Origin of the sequence: Eudoraea adriatica DSM 19308, from assembly GCF_000382125.1 — a bacterium.
GTDB lineage: Bacteria > Bacteroidota > Bacteroidia > Flavobacteriales > Flavobacteriaceae > Eudoraea > Eudoraea adriatica.
Genome location: NZ_KB907549.1, coordinates 232729 through 250400, shown reverse-complemented (window position 1 = coordinate 250400; position 17672 = coordinate 232729). Strand labels below are relative to the sequence as shown.

The 17672-nt window shown below is 38.1% G+C and carries 14 protein-coding genes; 1 reads left to right on the top strand and 13 read right to left on the bottom strand.

Annotated elements, in window-relative coordinates; all coding sequences use genetic code 11:
• Positions 1-29 precede the first annotated feature (29 nt).
• From G504_RS0110625 to G504_RS0110560, 13 genes are all read right to left on the bottom strand, one after another.
• Complete coding sequence (locus G504_RS0110625) at positions 30-992, bottom strand: MBL fold metallo-hydrolase (protein WP_019670159.1); 963 nt, start codon at positions 990-992, stop codon at positions 30-32.
• A 9-nt stretch (positions 993-1001) separates the two neighbouring features.
• Complete coding sequence (locus tag G504_RS0110620) at positions 1002-2786, bottom strand: DUF885 domain-containing protein (protein ID WP_019670158.1); 1785 nt, start codon at positions 2784-2786, stop codon at positions 1002-1004.
• Between the two features lie 18 nt (positions 2787-2804).
• On the bottom strand, positions 2805-3197 hold the full coding sequence (locus G504_RS0110615) for a DUF302 domain-containing protein (RefSeq protein ID WP_019670157.1): 393 nt from the start codon (positions 3195-3197) through the stop codon (positions 2805-2807).
• 175 nt (positions 3198-3372) lie between these two features.
• On the bottom strand, positions 3373-4515 hold the full coding sequence (locus G504_RS0110610) for a BamA/TamA family outer membrane protein (protein WP_019670156.1): 1143 nt from the start codon (positions 4513-4515) through the stop codon (positions 3373-3375).
• A 14-nt stretch (positions 4516-4529) separates the two neighbouring features.
• Entirely contained in the window at positions 4530-6569 is a 2040-nt protein-coding gene (locus G504_RS0110605; protein ID WP_019670155.1) for a S9 family peptidase, read from the bottom strand.
• 51 nt (positions 6570-6620) lie between these two features.
• Positions 6621-7172, bottom strand: coding sequence for a GNAT family N-acetyltransferase (locus G504_RS0110600; RefSeq protein ID WP_205619665.1), 552 nt, complete (start codon positions 7170-7172; stop codon positions 6621-6623).
• A gap of 140 nt (positions 7173-7312) precedes the next feature.
• Positions 7313-7879, bottom strand: a complete 567-nt coding sequence (locus tag G504_RS0110595) for a nuclear transport factor 2 family protein (RefSeq protein WP_019670153.1) — start codon at positions 7877-7879, stop codon at positions 7313-7315.
• A gap of 180 nt (positions 7880-8059) precedes the next feature.
• Positions 8060-8812, bottom strand: a complete 753-nt coding sequence (locus G504_RS0110590; RefSeq protein ID WP_169336907.1) for a DUF2490 domain-containing protein — start codon at positions 8810-8812, stop codon at positions 8060-8062.
• Between the two features lie 202 nt (positions 8813-9014).
• Entirely contained in the window at positions 9015-10241 is a 1227-nt protein-coding gene (locus G504_RS0110580; protein WP_240473037.1) for a DUF3999 family protein, read from the bottom strand.
• Between the two features lies 1 nt (position 10242).
• Complete coding sequence (locus tag G504_RS0110575; protein WP_019670149.1) at positions 10243-12825, bottom strand: DUF2339 domain-containing protein; 2583 nt, start codon at positions 12823-12825, stop codon at positions 10243-10245.
• Between the two features lie 140 nt (positions 12826-12965).
• Complete coding sequence (locus G504_RS18580) at positions 12966-14612, bottom strand: ADP-ribosylglycohydrolase family protein (RefSeq protein WP_019670148.1); 1647 nt, start codon at positions 14610-14612, stop codon at positions 12966-12968.
• Entirely contained in the window at positions 14613-15590 is a 978-nt protein-coding gene (locus G504_RS0110565) for an NAD(P)-dependent alcohol dehydrogenase (protein WP_019670147.1), read from the bottom strand.
• A gap of 7 nt (positions 15591-15597) precedes the next feature.
• A complete protein-coding gene (locus tag G504_RS0110560) occupies positions 15598-16272 on the bottom strand; it encodes a lysoplasmalogenase (RefSeq protein ID WP_019670146.1) in 675 nt (224 codons plus the stop codon).
• 254 nt (positions 16273-16526) lie between these two features.
• On the opposite strand from G504_RS0110560, the gene G504_RS0110555 reads away from it, so the two are divergent.
• Positions 16527-17672, top strand: a complete 1146-nt coding sequence (locus G504_RS0110555) for a hypothetical protein (protein WP_157473249.1) — start codon at positions 16527-16529, stop codon at positions 17670-17672.

Sequence of the window (17672 nt, the reverse complement as noted above, 5' to 3'; positions counted from 1 at the left end):
ATTTACGAAAATTCATAATTTTAGTTTAATTATAATTCAAATAAATTCTTAAATCGTGCAATATTATACCCTTTTGAAATTACCAGTTTGGATTGTTCACTTTCAGGATTTAGCATTGGATTTGTGTGGTTCATATGTATAAACCATACTTTAGTTTTCTCTTTTAAAGGCAATTCAGCAAAAAGTTCCATGCTCTCCTGTACCGTCGGGTGTGGTATCTCCGAGATATCCCTGTTGTCTATTTCTTCCTCACTAAAAAATCCGGCATCTAAAAAAGCATAGTCCACCTGTTTTATTTCATCAGCAATATTGGTTTCCCATTTGTGCCACTTGTCAATATCCGGGATAAACAGTGCCGTTTTATTGGGGCCAACTATCTTATACCCCACGGTTTCGGAATATTCATCCCGATGTGGCACCAAAAACGGGATTACGCTTAAATTTGAGGTTAGGGAAATTTCCAGTTTATTTTTTAAGGCCTGCAAAGAAATATTCTGATTACCAATAAGCTGACTCCAGGGGCCATTATTCCTTAAATAGGAATCCATTACCGGCATTGCAAACACATTGACATTGGAAGCTCCCATTGCTTCTGTTCCAAGATACATAAGACCTGTATAGTGCCCTATATGCGCATGGGTAAGGAAGATTCCATCAACCGTCTCATTTACATTTTTTGGCAGGTAATTCTTTAATATTTTAAGCTGTTCCGGCATATCCGGAGTAGCATCAAACAGATACTTCCTGTTATTCTCAGGATCAACAACACCCAGTGAAACTACTTTTCTAGTGTCATCAGGATTTTGGAATAATTCAAGGCAACATTCTTTTTTACAGGCAATATGTGGTGAACCTGCATCCTGTACATTACCCAAAACTATCACCGAAGTATGGGAAGGAACATTTTGAACTTTTACAGGTGTAGTTATGGCCTTATCTACATCTTTACACCCAAGCAGGCAGGCAAAAATTACAGGAATTAGTTTTTTCATTCAAATGAATTAATTGTAGGAGGGAATAAACTCTTCAAGCACGGCTTTTTTTATTAATCGCGGAGGCAAAAGTCCCTGTCCCAATACAAAATCATGAAATGCGTGCTGATCAAATTTTTCTCCCAGAATCAGTTCGGTTTCTGCCCTTAGTTCCATTAATCTTAAATAGCCGTTGAAATAGGAGGTAGCCTGGCCCGGAGCCCTGAACTGGTAACGTTCCAGTTCTGACCTTACCAGTGCTTCGGAAAGTCCTATCTCCTGACTTAGGATATATCTTGCGTCCTCTTGGGTAATTGTTCCCAAATTCAAACCAGGATCCAGAAAAGCTCGGCCGGAACGGACCAACCTGCTCCATAGGGTCATAAACTGCCCTTCAATGGGAAGAAACGGTTGTATTATCTCTTCGGCATATAAGGCCCAGCCCTCAATATTGACACTATTAGCGGCAAAGATGACCCGTGCCTGCGAAACTCCCCGTTCTACCATCGCTGTAAACTGTAACTCGTGCCCGGGACGACCTTCATGCGCAGTGAGCGGCCAGGAAGCTGCAAGGTGTGTAAAGTCATCAATTTTTAAACTTGTTCCGTCTGAACCTCCGGTTGCTTTTAAAGGCAATACAAACTCCCCGTATTCGCCCGTATTCCCAATTAGTCGGGGCGGACTCATAAATGGGGCAGGGGCGGCAGCGCTTTCAGCCGGGGAAGCCAAACGAATTGTCATTTCCCTGTCGGGCAAAGTTAATAACTGCCGGTCTTTTATAATACCTTCAATTTCCTTGATCTGTTTCCTGTATACCGTTAAAATGTTCGCGCTATCGAGTTGTTCTTTTTTCATTGCGCGCAGAACATCGCGGTAATCATCAGACGGATAACCGTTTTTAGTTGCGATTAGTTTACCCAGGACCTGCAATTGGGTCTGTAATTCTTTAAAGGCTACCATAGCTCTTCGCTGCAATTCCTCTATAGGCATATCCACCCCATATTCCTTTAAATTAAATGAGTAAATAACCAGGGGGAGTTTGAAATCTGTTCTGGTATTTGGCAAAATCTCCTCTTTGATATAACTGTGATAATTTTCCAATTGCGCTACCAACTTTTTATAATCTTTTTCAAATCCCTTGATCTCATATTTTTTAAACAGGCCTTCAATTTCTTTGATATACTCGATGCTTGTTTTTAGGTCACGCTCTACTTCATCCCTATACGGTGCTATCCTATCACTGTTTTTATTCCACTCCCGTTCCATTTCTTCCCGAGCCAGTATGGTAAGAGGGGTATAGCCCTTTTCATTTCCTGCATATCTTTTTAAACGCACAAGCGCATCCAGTCTTCGCTCCTGAGGAATACGATCTTCCAGTAAGCCTCTGATCCCATTATAGATCATGCTTGTGGCATTGTAATAAGGTAATAGATTAGTGTCCTCTAAATTTATTTCTTCAATATTGTTTTCTGTGCTTTCGATTAGAATCAGGAGATCTTGCCTGACCAATTCGTTTTCAGTTTCCGCCAACGAGGTTTTTAAATACTCTTTTACACGGTTCAAATCCAAAACTGCCCTTTCATTAAATCCTTCCGACAAATCCGTAATTTCATGGTCTAAACCTTCAACCCCCAATCGGGCAGCAGATTCCGGGCTATGTTTAGCAATAACATCTAGCAGCTTCTCCGTATATCCATTACTTTCGGCAATCCATTCAGGCGTATCCTGGGCATAAATGCCGGAAGAAAAAATTGAGCAAAATAAAAGTAGTATCGCAAGAATTGATCCTTGCTGATTTTTTAGGGAATTAATCATGGGGTTTATTTAAAAATTTTAATTGAGGTTTTTAATCACTTTTATAAGCTTTTCTTTTACTTCAGTTGCGAGACCCCCCAGGGCTTCATTTTCAACAGAGCTCATAGATGCAATGGGGTCAACGGCAGAAACTTCAACTTCGCCATTTTCATGTTCTTCAACAATTACATTGCAAGGAAGGAAAACACCTATTTTATCTTCGCTTTGCAGTGCCTTGTGAGCGAAATGGGGGTTACAGGCACCCAGAATCTTGTATTTCTTGAAATCAACATCGATTTTATTTTTCAATGTTTCTTTTACATCAATTTCGGTGAGTACTCCAAAACCTTCTTTTTTAAGTTCTGCAGTAACCAGTTCAATCGCTTCTTCAAAGCTTTTTCCTTTTAAAGTGGTGTTAAAATAATAGCTCATACTTCATAAAATTTTAGTTTCGGATAATTCCTGAGATGACCTCAATTGCAGGAAATACTTCCTGTAATTTATAGAGGAGAAATATACTTAATTAATACGAACTAACATATGAGGGTGGTCATTTGAAGTAATATTCTTCTGATTTAAGCTGCAATTCAAAAAGGAAAATACAAGCCTAAAATGCTTCCATTACCCCAAAATATAACCCTTGATTTCCATCAACCCCCAGGGCGTAATCAAGGCGAATATTAATTTTCTTGGCTTTAGAGACCATATAACGTAAACCCATACCTGCACTGGGCAACCAATCGCGTTCAAACTCTTCTTCGCCATTGTTTTCATTGCCCCAGATACTGCCGGTTCCCGCAAAAAATACGCCCCCCCATTTTCTGTAGAAACTCCATCTGTATTCGGCCTGCAGTGCAATCATATGCCGACCTTTATATTTTCCTGTTTGATATCCTCTTAAGCTATTGCGCACACCGTAGTTTTGATACCCATCAAAAGTTACATCGCCAAATGCAAAACCACCGGAAAGATCTATAGCCAGTATTTTATTTTCTTTAATGGAATAGAAATAGTTAAAGGAAAAGTCAGTATCAACATAATCATTGTCGCTTCCAAGCCAGCCGGCATTGAGTTTTGGACGAACACTGAAACTTAATCCTCTGGTAGGATAGTACGGGTAGTCTCTGTTATCAAAAGAAATATTAAGCCCTATACTGGAAACAAAATTGTCCGTAATGCCATTTTGTTCAAAAAAATCTTTGGTGAACTCATTTTCTTCATCCGAGCCCTGATCAAATTTATAACTCGTTTTAGTACCCAGATATAGCACGCCCAAATAAAAATCTCCAATGACTTTCCGACTGTATTCGGCAGACATAAAATTCCGAATTTCAGAGTAAACCAGACGTAGATCATTTCCCTGTTCATCATATAAAAAATCGTTATTTATTCTCAAAGCACCAATTGCAAAAGTTGCTCTGTTTTTGTCTTCATTCCAAAAAAACCGTCCAAAAGGCGTAAAAACATAACTTTTATTTGAGCTGTAAATGGCATAAAGAGAAACCATCGAGGGTGGTGATCCTTCATCGTCTTTCCTGAGTTTGAAAAAATACATTCCAAGACCGCCAAATCCTGTGCCCATAGCTGGATTATTTGTAATTAAAGGGACTGCTACAAAAGTTTTGGTGTTTTTATCGAATTCTGAATCAATAGAAATAGAATCCTGGCTAAATGAGGTATAGGCACATAGGAATATTAAACAAAGGAAAATAGTATTTTGGAAGATAGATTTAAAGCGTTTAATTTTCATTTAGCTTGTATTGTTTATTCCCGGGGCACTTCAATTTCTTCACTCCAAATGTATTTCCCAAACCATTTCCAGTTATGCCAGGTAGCAGCAAGTCTCTCTTTTGGTTTATTTATACCGTGTCCAAAGCCTTTATAAATAATTAATTCCGTTTCAATCCCTTTGTCCTGAAGACCCTGAAACAATTCATATGCATTTGCCACAGGAACTCGTTTGTCAAATTCCCCATGTTGGATTAGCGTTGGTGTGGAAGCATTATTTATGTTAGTCATAGGAGAGGTTTTCTCATATACCTCTTTATCACTCCATGGTGTTGCTTTCAGATATTGTCTGGTAAATGGATGTATGTCCGTATTTACGTAATAAGTCATCCAGTTTGAAATCCCCGCACCCACCGAAATAGCACTGAATTTAGTCGAATTTGTGGTTAAAAAAGCAGAAATATAACCGCCCTGACTCCAGCCCATGGCGCCTACTTTTTTGCCATCTACCATACCTTTATCTTCCAGGGCTGCAATTCCGGATAACACATCCCAGGCATCTCCAACCCCCAGATTTTTTACGTTCAAAGATCTGAAATTTTCCCCGTAACCTGCAGAGCCTCTGTAATTGGGACGCAAAATCAATGCTCCTTTATTTAGCCATTGCACCATAGGATAGACATATGATGGGGTAGGGCCGGGGGTGGAAATCCCGGTTGGCCCACCGTGAATGATTACAAGGAGTGGGTATTTTTTAGAAGGATCATAATCCTGAGGCTTATGGAGGATACCTTCTATGAGTGCACCGTCTTTGCTTTTCCAGGAAACAACCTCGCTAGTTGCCACAGACCAATTGTTTAGCTGATTTGTGGATTCGGTAATTTTTTTTGAATCTTTAACTGGATAAAAACCATGGTAGATTTCAGGAAGATCATTGTCATTCGAGGCTGTGTACACCATTTTTTTAGCATCTTTTGAAAACGAGTAATTCCAGATTCTTTCCGCGTTGACGGCAAGTACTTTTGTCTTCCCATTTACAGGATTTATTCTTATGACAGGGCGCAGCGTTTTCTGCCAGGCCATGCCAAATATGCCGTTTTGGGTCCACTTTATTCCGTAGATGTTCTCATCAAAATCTGATGCCAACTGTTTGTTCTGTGAACCGTCTGTATTAATTCTGAATAGTTTCCTGTTTAAATAGTAATTGGAAGTGCTATCGTTGAGGTTGGATTGATAGAGAATTGCATCTCCATCGGGTGACCAATCCACAAGACCGTCATAACTTGGGTTATTCACCAATGTTTTATATGTTTTTGAAGCCATATCGTAAATAGAAATATCAGCTTTGAAGAAGCTGTTTATTAAAGGATCCGGCTGGTGCTCAAATGCAATTTTTTTCCCATCCGGAGACCATTTGAAACTATTTACGGAAAATGATACACTATCCATTATTATTTTGGCTTCAAGGGTTTTGGTATACAAAGTATCTTTTAACTGCTCTGGTTTTAAGCTGTTGCCTAATTGAGAGGGGTTAAAATCTGCAAGCCAGATCTGATTTAACTGGTATTCCCCGTCTTCTATTTCAAACCCTCCGAATTTTTCCCTGCGTTTTTTTTCTTCCTCTGTCTTGTCTTCAGATTGAAGAAAAGCAATTTTCTGACCATCGGGTGACCAATCAAAGCCTTGAATATTATTTTTAGTATGTGTTAGCTGAAAAGCCTCTCCGCCTTCAAAACGAATTGCATGTATTTGAGTTTTCTCACCTCGTTTGGATAAAAAAGCGATCCATTTGCCATCTGGTGACCACTTAGGATCACTACTACTTCCCTTAAGGTTATTAGTTAGCTGAATTGGTTTATCTCCGTTTTTTGAAAGCCACAATTCCCGGTCATACCTGTTTTCCTTCCAATCTGTAGTGCTGGATTCAAAAACAAGATTGTTGCCGTCTGGTGAAATAACAGCATTGGAGACCGAACGCAAAGAAATAATATCTTCAAAAGATGGAGATATGGGTTTCTGAGCATTTAAAAAACTTTGAGAAATGATAACACTAATTAAAAGGAAAATTTTTTTCATATAAAAGGATTATAATGTATATAAGGTTGATCGTAGTTTTGAAGACATATTTTATTTCAGGACTTTCCAGTCTTCCCATGAAATTTCTCGACCCGGATAGGCAACTTTCTGGAAAGGCCAGTCTTTTTCAATCCACTCGCGTACAGAATTGAATAGAATGGCATCCAATCCTTTGTCCAGCATGCTGGTTCGAATCCACATCGTTATTTGGGCATCATAATCGCCTTTTGTGGTGGGATTGATATAAAGGCAACCAATAACCTCACTTTCATCTGGCAAAACCACTGTATAGGCAAAAGAACTTCTAATTTGAAATTCTTTCTGATGCCATCCCAGATCAATCAGATCCTGCTCAAAGCTCAGGTCCCTGGATGGCCAGCTCGATAATGGGAACATTTTTTGTAAATTTTCAATGCTGGTCATTACCGCATCATAGTCCTTTACCACGTCATTTACCGTTAGCATCCTTATACGGAAGTGCTGGTTTTCCAATGTGTCGGGGATTTTAAAATCTGAAGGAACAAAGGGCTGGTTTTGTGAAAACATAGTTGTGGAAAAAAGGAGTATCAAGGTACTACTTAATAATAAATATTTCTTCATCATGATTTTGTGGTCGTTCAATTATTTTAATTATCCATTGAATTTTTAAGTTGCAACTTAATGTATTTTGGATAATAAAAATAACAGGCAAAATAAAAAGGTGATCAAAAAATGACCACCTTAAGTTCTATAGCCATAAAATCTTACTCTTCTGCTGCTATCTGTACGGCAAGACCGTTTACGTCAAAATAGTCGGAAGATTGCACAATTTTCCCATTTTCATTAACCGAGGAAAGATTGAAAAATTTAACGCCAATCTCTTTTCCACTTTCTGTGTGCGTAGCGGTCCAGGTGCCGTATACACGCAAAACACCTGCACTGGTATTTGCATTTTGCATCGGAAAGACGGAGCCAGACCAGAAGCCATTAGCAGTAGAATCGGGCATAACGATACCTTCTGCATATTTTATGTTTTCAAAGCCATCATGGTAGTTTTTAAGTGCTGCCAGGAGATCTTCCTTGCCCAGCCACTGGTTTCCGTTATAATGCGGCGGGCTCCATTTCATGTCATCTGCAAGCATGGAACTCAGTGCATCCAAATCCTCGTCACAGTGCGCCTGAAAAAAGGCACGAACGACAGCGACTTTTTTGTCATACTCAGAAGAATCAGGGGCCACAGTTTCCTCCGTAACCATTTCTGATTCTTTTTCTTTGCAGGCAAAGAGCGTTAAAACGGCCAACATTAGAAGTCCAAAAATTTTTGTTTTCATTGTTATGATTTTTAAAGGTTAGTATTGCCGGGGGAGTAACTATCAAGATACGAATTTTTCCTTTAATATTTCGTTTAGTCGTAATCCGGGAAAATAGAATATTTCGATCTGCCTGCAACAAAAATTTTAATTATAAAATTGGGGAGCAGGTATTTAGGTATTATCCGTGTAAAAAGGAATTCAGTCTATAGTCTGGCTGTGCCTTATCTGTTCTTCCTTATTTTTGCGCAAATCGAAATTGCCATAAAAAAACAGTCGGAAAGTATGGTTGAGGTTATAATCTGTTCCACTGAGTAATTGTTGATAAACCAGCATATAGCCGCAGTCAAAACTCCATCTCTTGTTTATTTTTTGTTTGATTCCTATTGTCAGTCGGTTTTGATCAAAAGTGTTGAATACAACCTCTTTCCCAAAATTAAGGTGGATTTCATCAGCTACTAAAAAGGATGTTTTACCTCCTTTTTTAAATGGTATATTAATACTAAACAGAAATCGTATACGGTTAATGAAGTAATCGTCCTGCAAAGATATCCCATCCTGCACATTGTTAAAAAAGCGCTGTTCTGTGCGTATTCTAAACAGGCCGCTAAACTTAGGGTATGTATCTGCCAGTATTAATTCCTGGTATATTCTGTTTTCGTTTAGAAAGAGTGTCCAGTTCTCGTCTTTTGCCAGCCAGAGATGTGCATAACCCGCTGAGATCTTAAGGTTGTTATTAAAGCCGTATCGGGCCCCAAAGCGTATAAAATTAAAACTCGGGTTAGTTATATAATCGCTGCGCCGAATATGCAGGTCAGCTAAACCGGACCAATGTTGTGACAATTGAAAAACACTATTTAGTGAAATCCAGGTCTGAAATTGTTCATTTATATTTTTGGCAGGTGTTTGTTCTTCAGTTTGTGCATAACTCCAAACAGGCAGTAGTAAGAACAAAAAACAAAGGGTTTTTAGCCTGCTTCGGATCACAAATTCAATTTTGTGCAAATATATCTGATCAGAAGTAGCCTAAAAAAGAAAAAGAAATTTTATTGCTCTTTTTACCAGGGGGCCGGTCCTATATTCAAAATTGCGAATACTGCGATTCTTCCCGCTTACCATTCTATAAGCCAAATATTTTCAATGGCTTAAAGGACCGTTATTTTGTTCTTATCATTTTAATCGAAAACCATCCAATCACCAGAATAAGTAAGGACATAATAGCCCACAGCCAATTTTTGTTTTTGAACAACGGTTGATTTGTAAAAACCTTATCTTTTACTACCAGTTGTTCATTTCCCAAGCTCAGGGCCACGAGCTTATCCGGAATTTTTGATGTGAAGCGATTAATATCGTAGTTGGGTCTTGCCGCTTGTTTGTTTCCATAGGATAGGAAATAGGTTGCAGGTTCCGTAAATCTGGCAATTAATTCATGAACATAACCTTTTAGGGTTATGCCTGCAACGGTCAATGGAGTATTGTCCTGATTTTGAATGACTATTTTCAGTTTATGGAGTATTGTACTTTCAAACACAAATTCATTTTTATCTATGGAACTAAGCGTTCCGGATTTTAAGTGCTGATACCTGTATTTCCACCCTTGCTCAGTTTTTATGCTATCCGCCAGATAGGATATGGTTACGGGCCGGTAATAGTCGTAAGTATTTTTAATATCAATATTTATAGAACTTACAGAAACTGGTGATTTTAAACTGACTTCCACTGTTGTAAGTTTCTGTGCTTTGTTTTCAAAGCTTTCCATTTTGTTGATTGTGTGCTGATTGAAACTGCCATTTGTAACCTTATTAAGGGCGATTTTTGCGGACGACAAATCTGGTTTTTCTTTACTTTTTATCTGAAATCTAAAAAAACGATACTTTGTATTTGGAAAAGTTACTTTCGTAAATTGATAATTGGTTTCAGAGTTTTTAATCGATAAAATTCTATAATCATCCACTATACTAAACCACTCCTGCTGATTTTGACTTCCTTCAAGTGACAACAGCCAATCGAAATTATCCTGTTTGAAGTTAAGGTTTAGTTCATTTACAGGTTCTTCCGTTGGAACTTCCATCGTAAAATAGTACCCTTGATCATTGTTAGTTGTGTTTAATAGCTTAAAATCTACTTCAGTCCTGACAACTTTTTCTTTTTTAAGTTGTAACATATATGAGGCTTCTATAGTATCATTAGAATCCGTTAACCCTAAAATTCTGATATCATTGAAACCAGAGGAAACTTTTCCAAAGATCTCCTCGGGCAATACAATTTTATGCCAAGTATTCGTAATTCCCTGCAGTTCTCTTTTAAAAATATGCTGCTCAGGTTGTGCGTATGAATAGGAACATATTAAGAATAATATCGAGGCACTGATTTTGATTTTCAATTTATTCGGCAATTTTGTGTTTGAATTTGTTATATAAAAATGAAATGATTAAAAGTAATATTCCCAGTGAAAGAAAAACTATGGTTTTAGAAATAGTATTAAGATGTGAGATGTCATAAAAGAAAAGCTTAATCAAAGTGATGGAAAATAAGGTGATTGCACCAATTCGCAGATACTTTTTATTCTTCCAGATACCTAAAGCGATTAACAATAATGAATATATGCCCCAAAGTATGCTGATGCCAAGTTTATAGTTTTGAGGAGATCCTGAAAGATCCAATAAATTTATTAGTTCACTGGTTGCTGTCCACAAAATAACTATATGCAATAACAGATAAAATTTCATTTGCAGGCTAACTTTCATAAATTCCTGTCGAATATAGGTATAACTCGAAACCATTATCAGGGCAAAAAATACGAATGAAATGTATCTTATAGCAATGTTATAGGCGCCGATTTGATAGTATTCTGAAAATGACTGATTTATAAAGCTTACGCGCAACTCACTGAGTACATATAATCCTTGGACTAAAAAAACTGAAATAGCAAGTATATTTAAAGCAAGATTAAATAATCCCAACGACCTGTTTTTTATTTTTCTGATGTTTACAAAAGACAGCACAGTCAGAAAGAACAGAGAATAATTGATGATCCAAATTGTTTTAAAGTCTTTTATGTCATAATTATGGAATTCTTCATAGTCACTAATTGTTAATTTAGAACTTGCAAAAAGCTGGTTAAAATAATTTTCTATCTCTAGCCTGAAAGCCATGTAAATTGTACTCAGGAGTACCGTAACGATCAAAAAAGAAACGATTTGTTGTAATTCTTTCCTGGTGCTTAAAGAACCGGGATATTTTTTGTTGAAATTTAAGTAAGTAATGGCACTAAACGCAGCAACGAAAAGTAACGAACTCAGAAAGTTGACATTAAATAAGGGGGTTGCCTGTTCGAGGCTCATGTCGAAGGTTCTAAAGTAATAGGCACTTAACCAATCCTGATAGATACTGGTCACTGCCAAAAGCATTAATGCGTAAGAAATGTTTTCATAAATACTAATTTGTTTTGTTCTCCCTATCCAAAACAATAACGCTGCTTCTCCAACCCATAAAAGTGTAACCCAATTTCCATCTAACTGCACAGGAATAGCGAGGGTGATAAAAACCAAAACCATTCCGGAAATAAGATAGAACAGGTTTTTATCACCTGGTTTTTGCTTATATATAAAGGCGCTGACCAGAAAGTGCAGGATACCATTAAAAATTGTAAATAAACCAAGGAACTGTGAACCTATATCGTGACGTGCAAATATGCTGTAACCAATACCGTAAAAAATGAATGAATTGGCCAGTATCAATAAAATGTCGGTGAATTCAAATTTTTCTTTTTGCTTGAGTTTGAAGGCAAGGAAAGTGCCATAAAAAATAAAGAAAAACAACGAGAGAAAGCCTAAAGCCAATCCGAAATGTTCCCCGGTTTTGTATTCTGACACATACCATGAGGCAAAAATGAGCCATGTAAGTGCGAAAGATGAAAAGTAAAGTCCTTTCCAGTATTTTTTGAATGCCAGGACAAGTATTCCACCATTGATAATTGACATATAGCTTAAAAGGATCGCAATTTTTCCCGAATCATCGCCCAATAGAAATGGAACCGCATAAGCACCTACCAAACCTATATGTGCAATTATTTGCTTGTTATAGTTTAAAGCAGCAATAATTATAAAAACCGTAAACAATACCATCAAAAGGAAGGTAGCTATTTGAGGGAACAGCCCATATAGACTATAAGAAACATAAGTAATGAAATATAGTATGGCCATAGCCCCGCTAACTAATACCGCGCTAAAATTAGCGTACTTGGCCTTTAACTTCATGCCAATTCCTAAAAGCCCCAATCCAATTAAATACCCGAGAATTACTCTGGTTAACGGGCTTATTAAGTCGTTATCAATAGAGTACTTTGCGCCAATACCTACTCCAATGATCAGGATGGCAATACCAATTTTATTAATCAGATTTTCGCCAATAAATTTTTCCCAGTTGAAAACCGCCTTGGCTTGTTTATGTTTAACCGGAGGTTCAGATAAAATGGCCTTTTCCGTCAACACCGGTTTTGCCGTGGTTTCCGGTTGCCGCTTTTGCAAAGCTTGGGTTGTTTTCCTTTTGGGAATTGCGATCCAGAGTATTATGTAGATGAAAAAGCCTATGCCAAAAAATAAGGTAAAAAGAAACCAGAGAATGCGTATCAGAATTTTACTTATCCCCAGGTATTCAGCGAGTCCGGAACAAACGCCACCCAAAATTCTATGATTGACATCCCGATACAATTTTTTAGGTGCTGGGGCTGCTTTTTGTAACGGAGCAGTTTCTTTTACCGTTGATGATTTTTCTATAGGTGTGTCCTCAATTATTTCTTTTTTTACCTCAACCTGTTTTACTTCAGCTTTTTTTGTTTCAGCATGTTTTAATTGATTTATTTCTGCTTTCAGCCCATTTATTTCTGCTAAAAAGTTCTCCTGCCTTTGTAAAAGTGTTTCAAGTTTATTTAAAAGATTATCTAAATTATCCTGATTTTCGGTCATATGGTTTTAATTTTAGCTTAGAAAGCATTCTAAGTTAAACGCAATGCTTATAAATAGATTGCATTGTATTTTCTGAGAATTGTCGACGTGGAGTTATCAGCGTTGCACGTCTTTCTAATTTTGGATAGTTATCAATTGAATTATTCTTTGGAATTGGGCTCCTCTATAATTGAAAGCATATCTATGGTCTTTTCGCTATCGTTTGCATCACCAATAATTTGAATTGAATGGTTCCCATAATTCAGGTCGAGCTTTTCAAAAACCTTAACGTAGTATTGCCCATGAATACTGGCGTGATTCTCCAGGTTAAATTCACCATAGGATTTGCCATCAATGAGAATTTCAACTGTCCCACCCCCGGCACTCCTGTGGGCGTAATACTGAACGGCAGTACCTTTAAAATTAAACTCTGCAGTACAATAGGAATAACCTTTCGCAATGGTAGAACCGGAGGCATTCCAATTCTCGCTATGAGACTCAAAGCCATCAAATTTCCATCCGGGGTCGTTATCTTCAATCGTTAACCATGGGACAACTGTTTCCTTAACGGCTGGGGCTGCAATTTCTGAATCCATTGCAGGGATTATCCATGTATCTCCTTTTATATTTCCCCCCATAGCTTTAATTACAATATTATCTATAATATCAATTCCCCGTTCAGCCATATCTGTAAAATTATCCAATGGAATTGGCATATTAAACCTGGTACGTGCTATATCATATGTGTCGGCAAAATCTGTCTTATTAAATTGTATTTCAAGTTCCTGATACCCATAGAGCAAACCCAGCAATCCGCCCCAAGTTGCCGTTGGGTTATCTGAGTCCCAGCCACACATTGCACCAATGCGAATCGTTTTCTTATAATCACCTTCACCGTAAAACAGGCTTACCATAGATGCCGCAAAGTTGATTCCCGAATCCCATGGGTATTTATATTGATATCCGGCTGTTACATTATGTTGATAGCGCATTGCGATTTCATCACGCGTTTTTTCCCAGTTGCCTTTATCGGGATTCGTATCGTAGGCGGTTTTAGTAAAGTCATACATGTCAGCAATATAAGACCAATCCGGGATTCTCTTCCTGGCTTGTTCTGCCAACCATAGAATTTGATCTTTTCTCGAAATTGAACTGTCAACAACTGATGTAAGTGAATACATGATAATATAAAATTCTGCGGCCCATTCCGAATGCAGGTATGCAGTGGTTCTAACCGGTAACCGGCCCATTTCTAAAGCAATATCCGGCCTGCCCGGAGCAAATGCTCCGAAAATCTCTGTGGTAAGTTGCGCATCTATCATGTCCCACATGGGATTGTTTTCAGGTAATGAGGTATCGGGCGGGATGGTACCGTTTTGCATTTGCCCTAAAGCAGCTAAATTAGAAACCCAAAGTTTGGGTAAGCCAATATGTTTTTGCCATTCGGCACTAATTTGTTCTCCTGTGAGCATAAAATTATTATACTTTTCAATGGCATGCTGATAGATATATTCAATATCCGTATCATCGTCAGCCCCCCAAGGGCTTTGGTTCAAAACGTAATCGTATTTGCCGGGTCCAAAATCTGAATCTGTGAAAAAGGGAAAATCAGTGCGCCTGTTTTCCGTGGGCAAACCTGTCCAGTTAGCGATACAGCTACCCAGCCAGAAGCCCCTAAGCTTTTCTTTGTATTCGGTTCTGTTTATTTGGTAATTTAATATCTCCCTATGTTCCAGAGTATCACTGATCTGCCCGAGGGATATATTTGTAATTAGAGCAACAAATAAAAGGGGTTTTATTGCTAACATTTACAATAGTGTATTATTTACAATTACTACTTTTCCCCGGTGCCTTCCCTCACCAAAATACTGTATGGCCTTTGCTGCCTCACTTAAGTTAAAGGGACCATCTATTACGGGCCTTAATTTTCCGGCTACAAAAAGTTCACTAATATAGTCCAGGTCTTTGTTAGGTTTCAGAGCAAGGATATGGATGCGCTTTTTACTAAAAACAGAAATGCAGGGTTTTAGCAGAAGCATAGGGAAAAGACGGTTCAGGTAACCTCCAACAGTGACATACTTGCCGCTGGGATTCAGTGCCCTCAAGTAATCGAAGGTTGAGCGTGTGGTTTTAGCGTCAAGGATCAGGTCGTAATTTTGTCCGTTTTTGGTAAAATCTTCCTGCTTATAATCAATGATATGATCAAAACCTATTTCCTTCATCATTTTTAGCTTGTCCCCGGTATCAACTCCGGTTACTTCTGCATTATATAACTTCGCAATTTGTAAGCCAAAAGTGCCCATGCCGCCACCTGCACCATTTATAAGGATCTTCTGGCCTTTCTGGATATCCCCGGAATCAACCAAGCCCTGTAAGGCCAAAGTGGCAGCATGTGGCATTGCTGTGGCTTCTTCAAAACTCATTTTATCGGGCTTAAGAGTGAGGGCCTTTTCATTGATGCTCATGTATTCCGCAAAACTGCCAAAACCATATGCAGAAATATCCCCGTATACCGCGTCCCCAACTTTAAATAGCTTTGCATTTGTGCCAACAGCTTCAATGGTACCAGACATTTCCATGCCCGGTATCTGATGTTTTGGTTTCAAAAGACCAAATAGCAGGCGATACAGATAGGGTTTGCCTCGTATCATGCTCCAGTCGTAATCATTTACTGCTGTGGCATGAATTTTTACCAAAACTTCATTCTCCATAGGAATGGGTTTTGCGATTTCCCTTAGCTGAAGAACCTCAGGGGAACCATATTTTGTAAATACTAATGCTTTCATAATTCATTTAAGTTATTACCCCTGGTTTCTCTCTTCGTATTAATGAGAATGAGATGCTTATATGCGCCAGGTAGTAGGTTGGTAAAATCAGAAAATCCAGGGTACCGTATCCCAAAAATTCAGTAAGAGCAATTATAGTATCCGAAAAGACAATCAGGAAAATCCCGAAAATATAAGCTCGTCTAAAAGTGTTGTCTCCCTCAATTCCTGCGGAGGTGCCAAAGGTCAGGCAAGAAATCAGTAAATAGACAAGGGCAGCATACAGCAGTATCTTATCCTCAATGGAGGGATATAGCCATAAAAAGAAAAACAATAAATAGGCAATTAGAATCAGGAGAGTAAACCTCCATTTTATTTTTCCATTGCGCAGAGCAAATCCCAGATAACCCAGATGTGCTAAGAAAAATAAAGCGATACCCTTACTAAACATCATATTATCTCCCAGCTTATTAGACATAAACCAGTCACCGGCTATGGAGAATAAAAAAGCCCCGATAATCATCCAGCTGTCATTGGGTTGTTTGGCTTTTTTGAAGTTGAGAATTAGTAAGATTAGTATACCTATTCCGGCCGATCCCGATTTATAAAAAAATTCAGAGGTATTCAATGCTATAACTGCAGATAAAACCGAAAATAATAACAGGCTGTAAATCCAGTTCTCTTTAAGTCGCAAATATTTCATATTAAATGTATTGAATAAAGAATGTGGCTGTTTGGCTATGTAGGGGTACGGCTTTTAATGACTAAAAATACTGATTTTCATCTAAGGAGAGAAGCAGAAATGATCCTGTCTCTTACAGGGCAGATTTAGGTCGTCCAAAAACCGGATTTCCCATTTGATGTTCGCTAATTTTTTGAAAATACCTTACTTTTAAGAAAAGGTACTAATAGTTAAATAATAAGAACTGCCCAATGGTAGTTAAACAATTTTAATATATGATTACTTACTCATTGCGAATAGCACTACTTAAGAGGATTATGTTGGTCCTTTTGTTAGTATGCCAGGTCTCCATTGCTCAGAAAAAGAAAAAAAAGAGCTCAGTGACGCCGTCTGGTGAAAGCATTGAAATATCATCCCTTGAATTGAGGTTGACCATGGATGATTTCTTTTACAGATTTGCCCGTACAATTACAGAGTCAGCTGATAGTATCATAATTTCATCCAGGGATTATAAAATCGGTAATGAGGCTTTATTTTGGAAAATGAATGCCATTCCTGTAGCCCAGGGTTCTATTTATAGTCATGATCCTTTTGCAGCTTTAATAGATATGGCTGTTTTCACTTATCAGATGAAATTATACTTTGAGAAAGGAAGGGGAAAAGATCTGTTTGGTGAATTTCAGGGCGTTGCAGTTCAGGCTTCTGATACCCTCTATAAGGATTTGATTGGTATAGGCAGAAACTTAACACCTGGTCGTGATATCTCCGAAGGGATTAAGCTGATAGAGGATTTTGCAGAACAGAATCCGATAAATAGTTCATATTTTATAAGAAAATCTACTATACCGCTTATGTATAATATACAAAACATTACAAAAGTTAGTTTTAAAAGCCTTGCAGAAGGGATGGCGCAAAGTCTTGATGAACTGAGTACCCGGTTAAACGCATATACCGAGATCTTACCAAAACAAGTTCGCTGGCAGGCGGAATATTTATTAAACAATGCATTAACCAACCCGCAATTAACCGGCCGCTTAGACTCACTTACCTATTTGCTGGAGCGATCTGTACTTGTGGTAGAATCTACCCCGGAATTAATAGACGATCAACGCTCAACCTTAATGCAGGAGCTTAGGGGAGAGCGGATTGCCGTATTACAGGCTATAAGGCAGGAACGTATGGCGGTTTTGGATGAAATTCGTAAGGAAAGGGCAATCGTTATGCAACTATTAAGCGATGAAATTACACTGCAGAGGGAAGCTAGTTTTCAGGAATTAAATACACTGACCAGCCAAGGCATTGATCTGAGCTTTAATAATTTAGAAAATATTGTAGATACTATCTTTTGGAGAACTGTTGTATTACTATTCATTTTCTTGGTTGTCATAGTTATTGGAATAGTAATCTACAAAAGGATTTAA

Coding starts and splice junctions, on each gene's coding strand:
- G504_RS0110605 (WP_019670155.1), bottom strand. CDS start 6,569: ATGAAAAAAATTTTCCTTTTAATTAGTGTTATCATTTCTCAAAGTTTT.
- G504_RS0110565 (WP_019670147.1), bottom strand. CDS start 15,590: ATGAAAGCATTAGTATTTACAAAATATGGTTCCCCTGAGGTTCTTCAG.
- G504_RS0110620 (WP_019670158.1), bottom strand. CDS start 2,786: ATGATTAATTCCCTAAAAAATCAGCAAGGATCAATTCTTGCGATACTA.
- G504_RS0110610 (WP_019670156.1), bottom strand. CDS start 4,515: ATGAAAATTAAACGCTTTAAATCTATCTTCCAAAATACTATTTTCCTT.
- G504_RS0110625 (WP_019670159.1), bottom strand. CDS start 992: ATGAAAAAACTAATTCCTGTAATTTTTGCCTGCCTGCTTGGGTGTAAA.
- G504_RS0110575 (WP_019670149.1), bottom strand. CDS start 12,825: ATGACCGAAAATCAGGATAATTTAGATAATCTTTTAAATAAACTTGAA.
- G504_RS0110595 (WP_019670153.1), bottom strand. CDS start 7,879: ATGAAAACAAAAATTTTTGGACTTCTAATGTTGGCCGTTTTAACGCTC.
- G504_RS0110560 (WP_019670146.1), bottom strand. CDS start 16,272: ATGAAATATTTGCGACTTAAAGAGAACTGGATTTACAGCCTGTTATTA.
- G504_RS18580 (WP_019670148.1), bottom strand. CDS start 14,612: ATGTTAGCAATAAAACCCCTTTTATTTGTTGCTCTAATTACAAATATA.
- G504_RS0110555 (WP_157473249.1), top strand. CDS start 16,527: ATGATTACTTACTCATTGCGAATAGCACTACTTAAGAGGATTATGTTG.
- G504_RS0110600 (WP_205619665.1), bottom strand. CDS start 7,172: ATGATGAAGAAATATTTATTATTAAGTAGTACCTTGATACTCCTTTTT.
- G504_RS0110615 (WP_019670157.1), bottom strand. CDS start 3,197: ATGAGCTATTATTTTAACACCACTTTAAAAGGAAAAAGCTTTGAAGAA.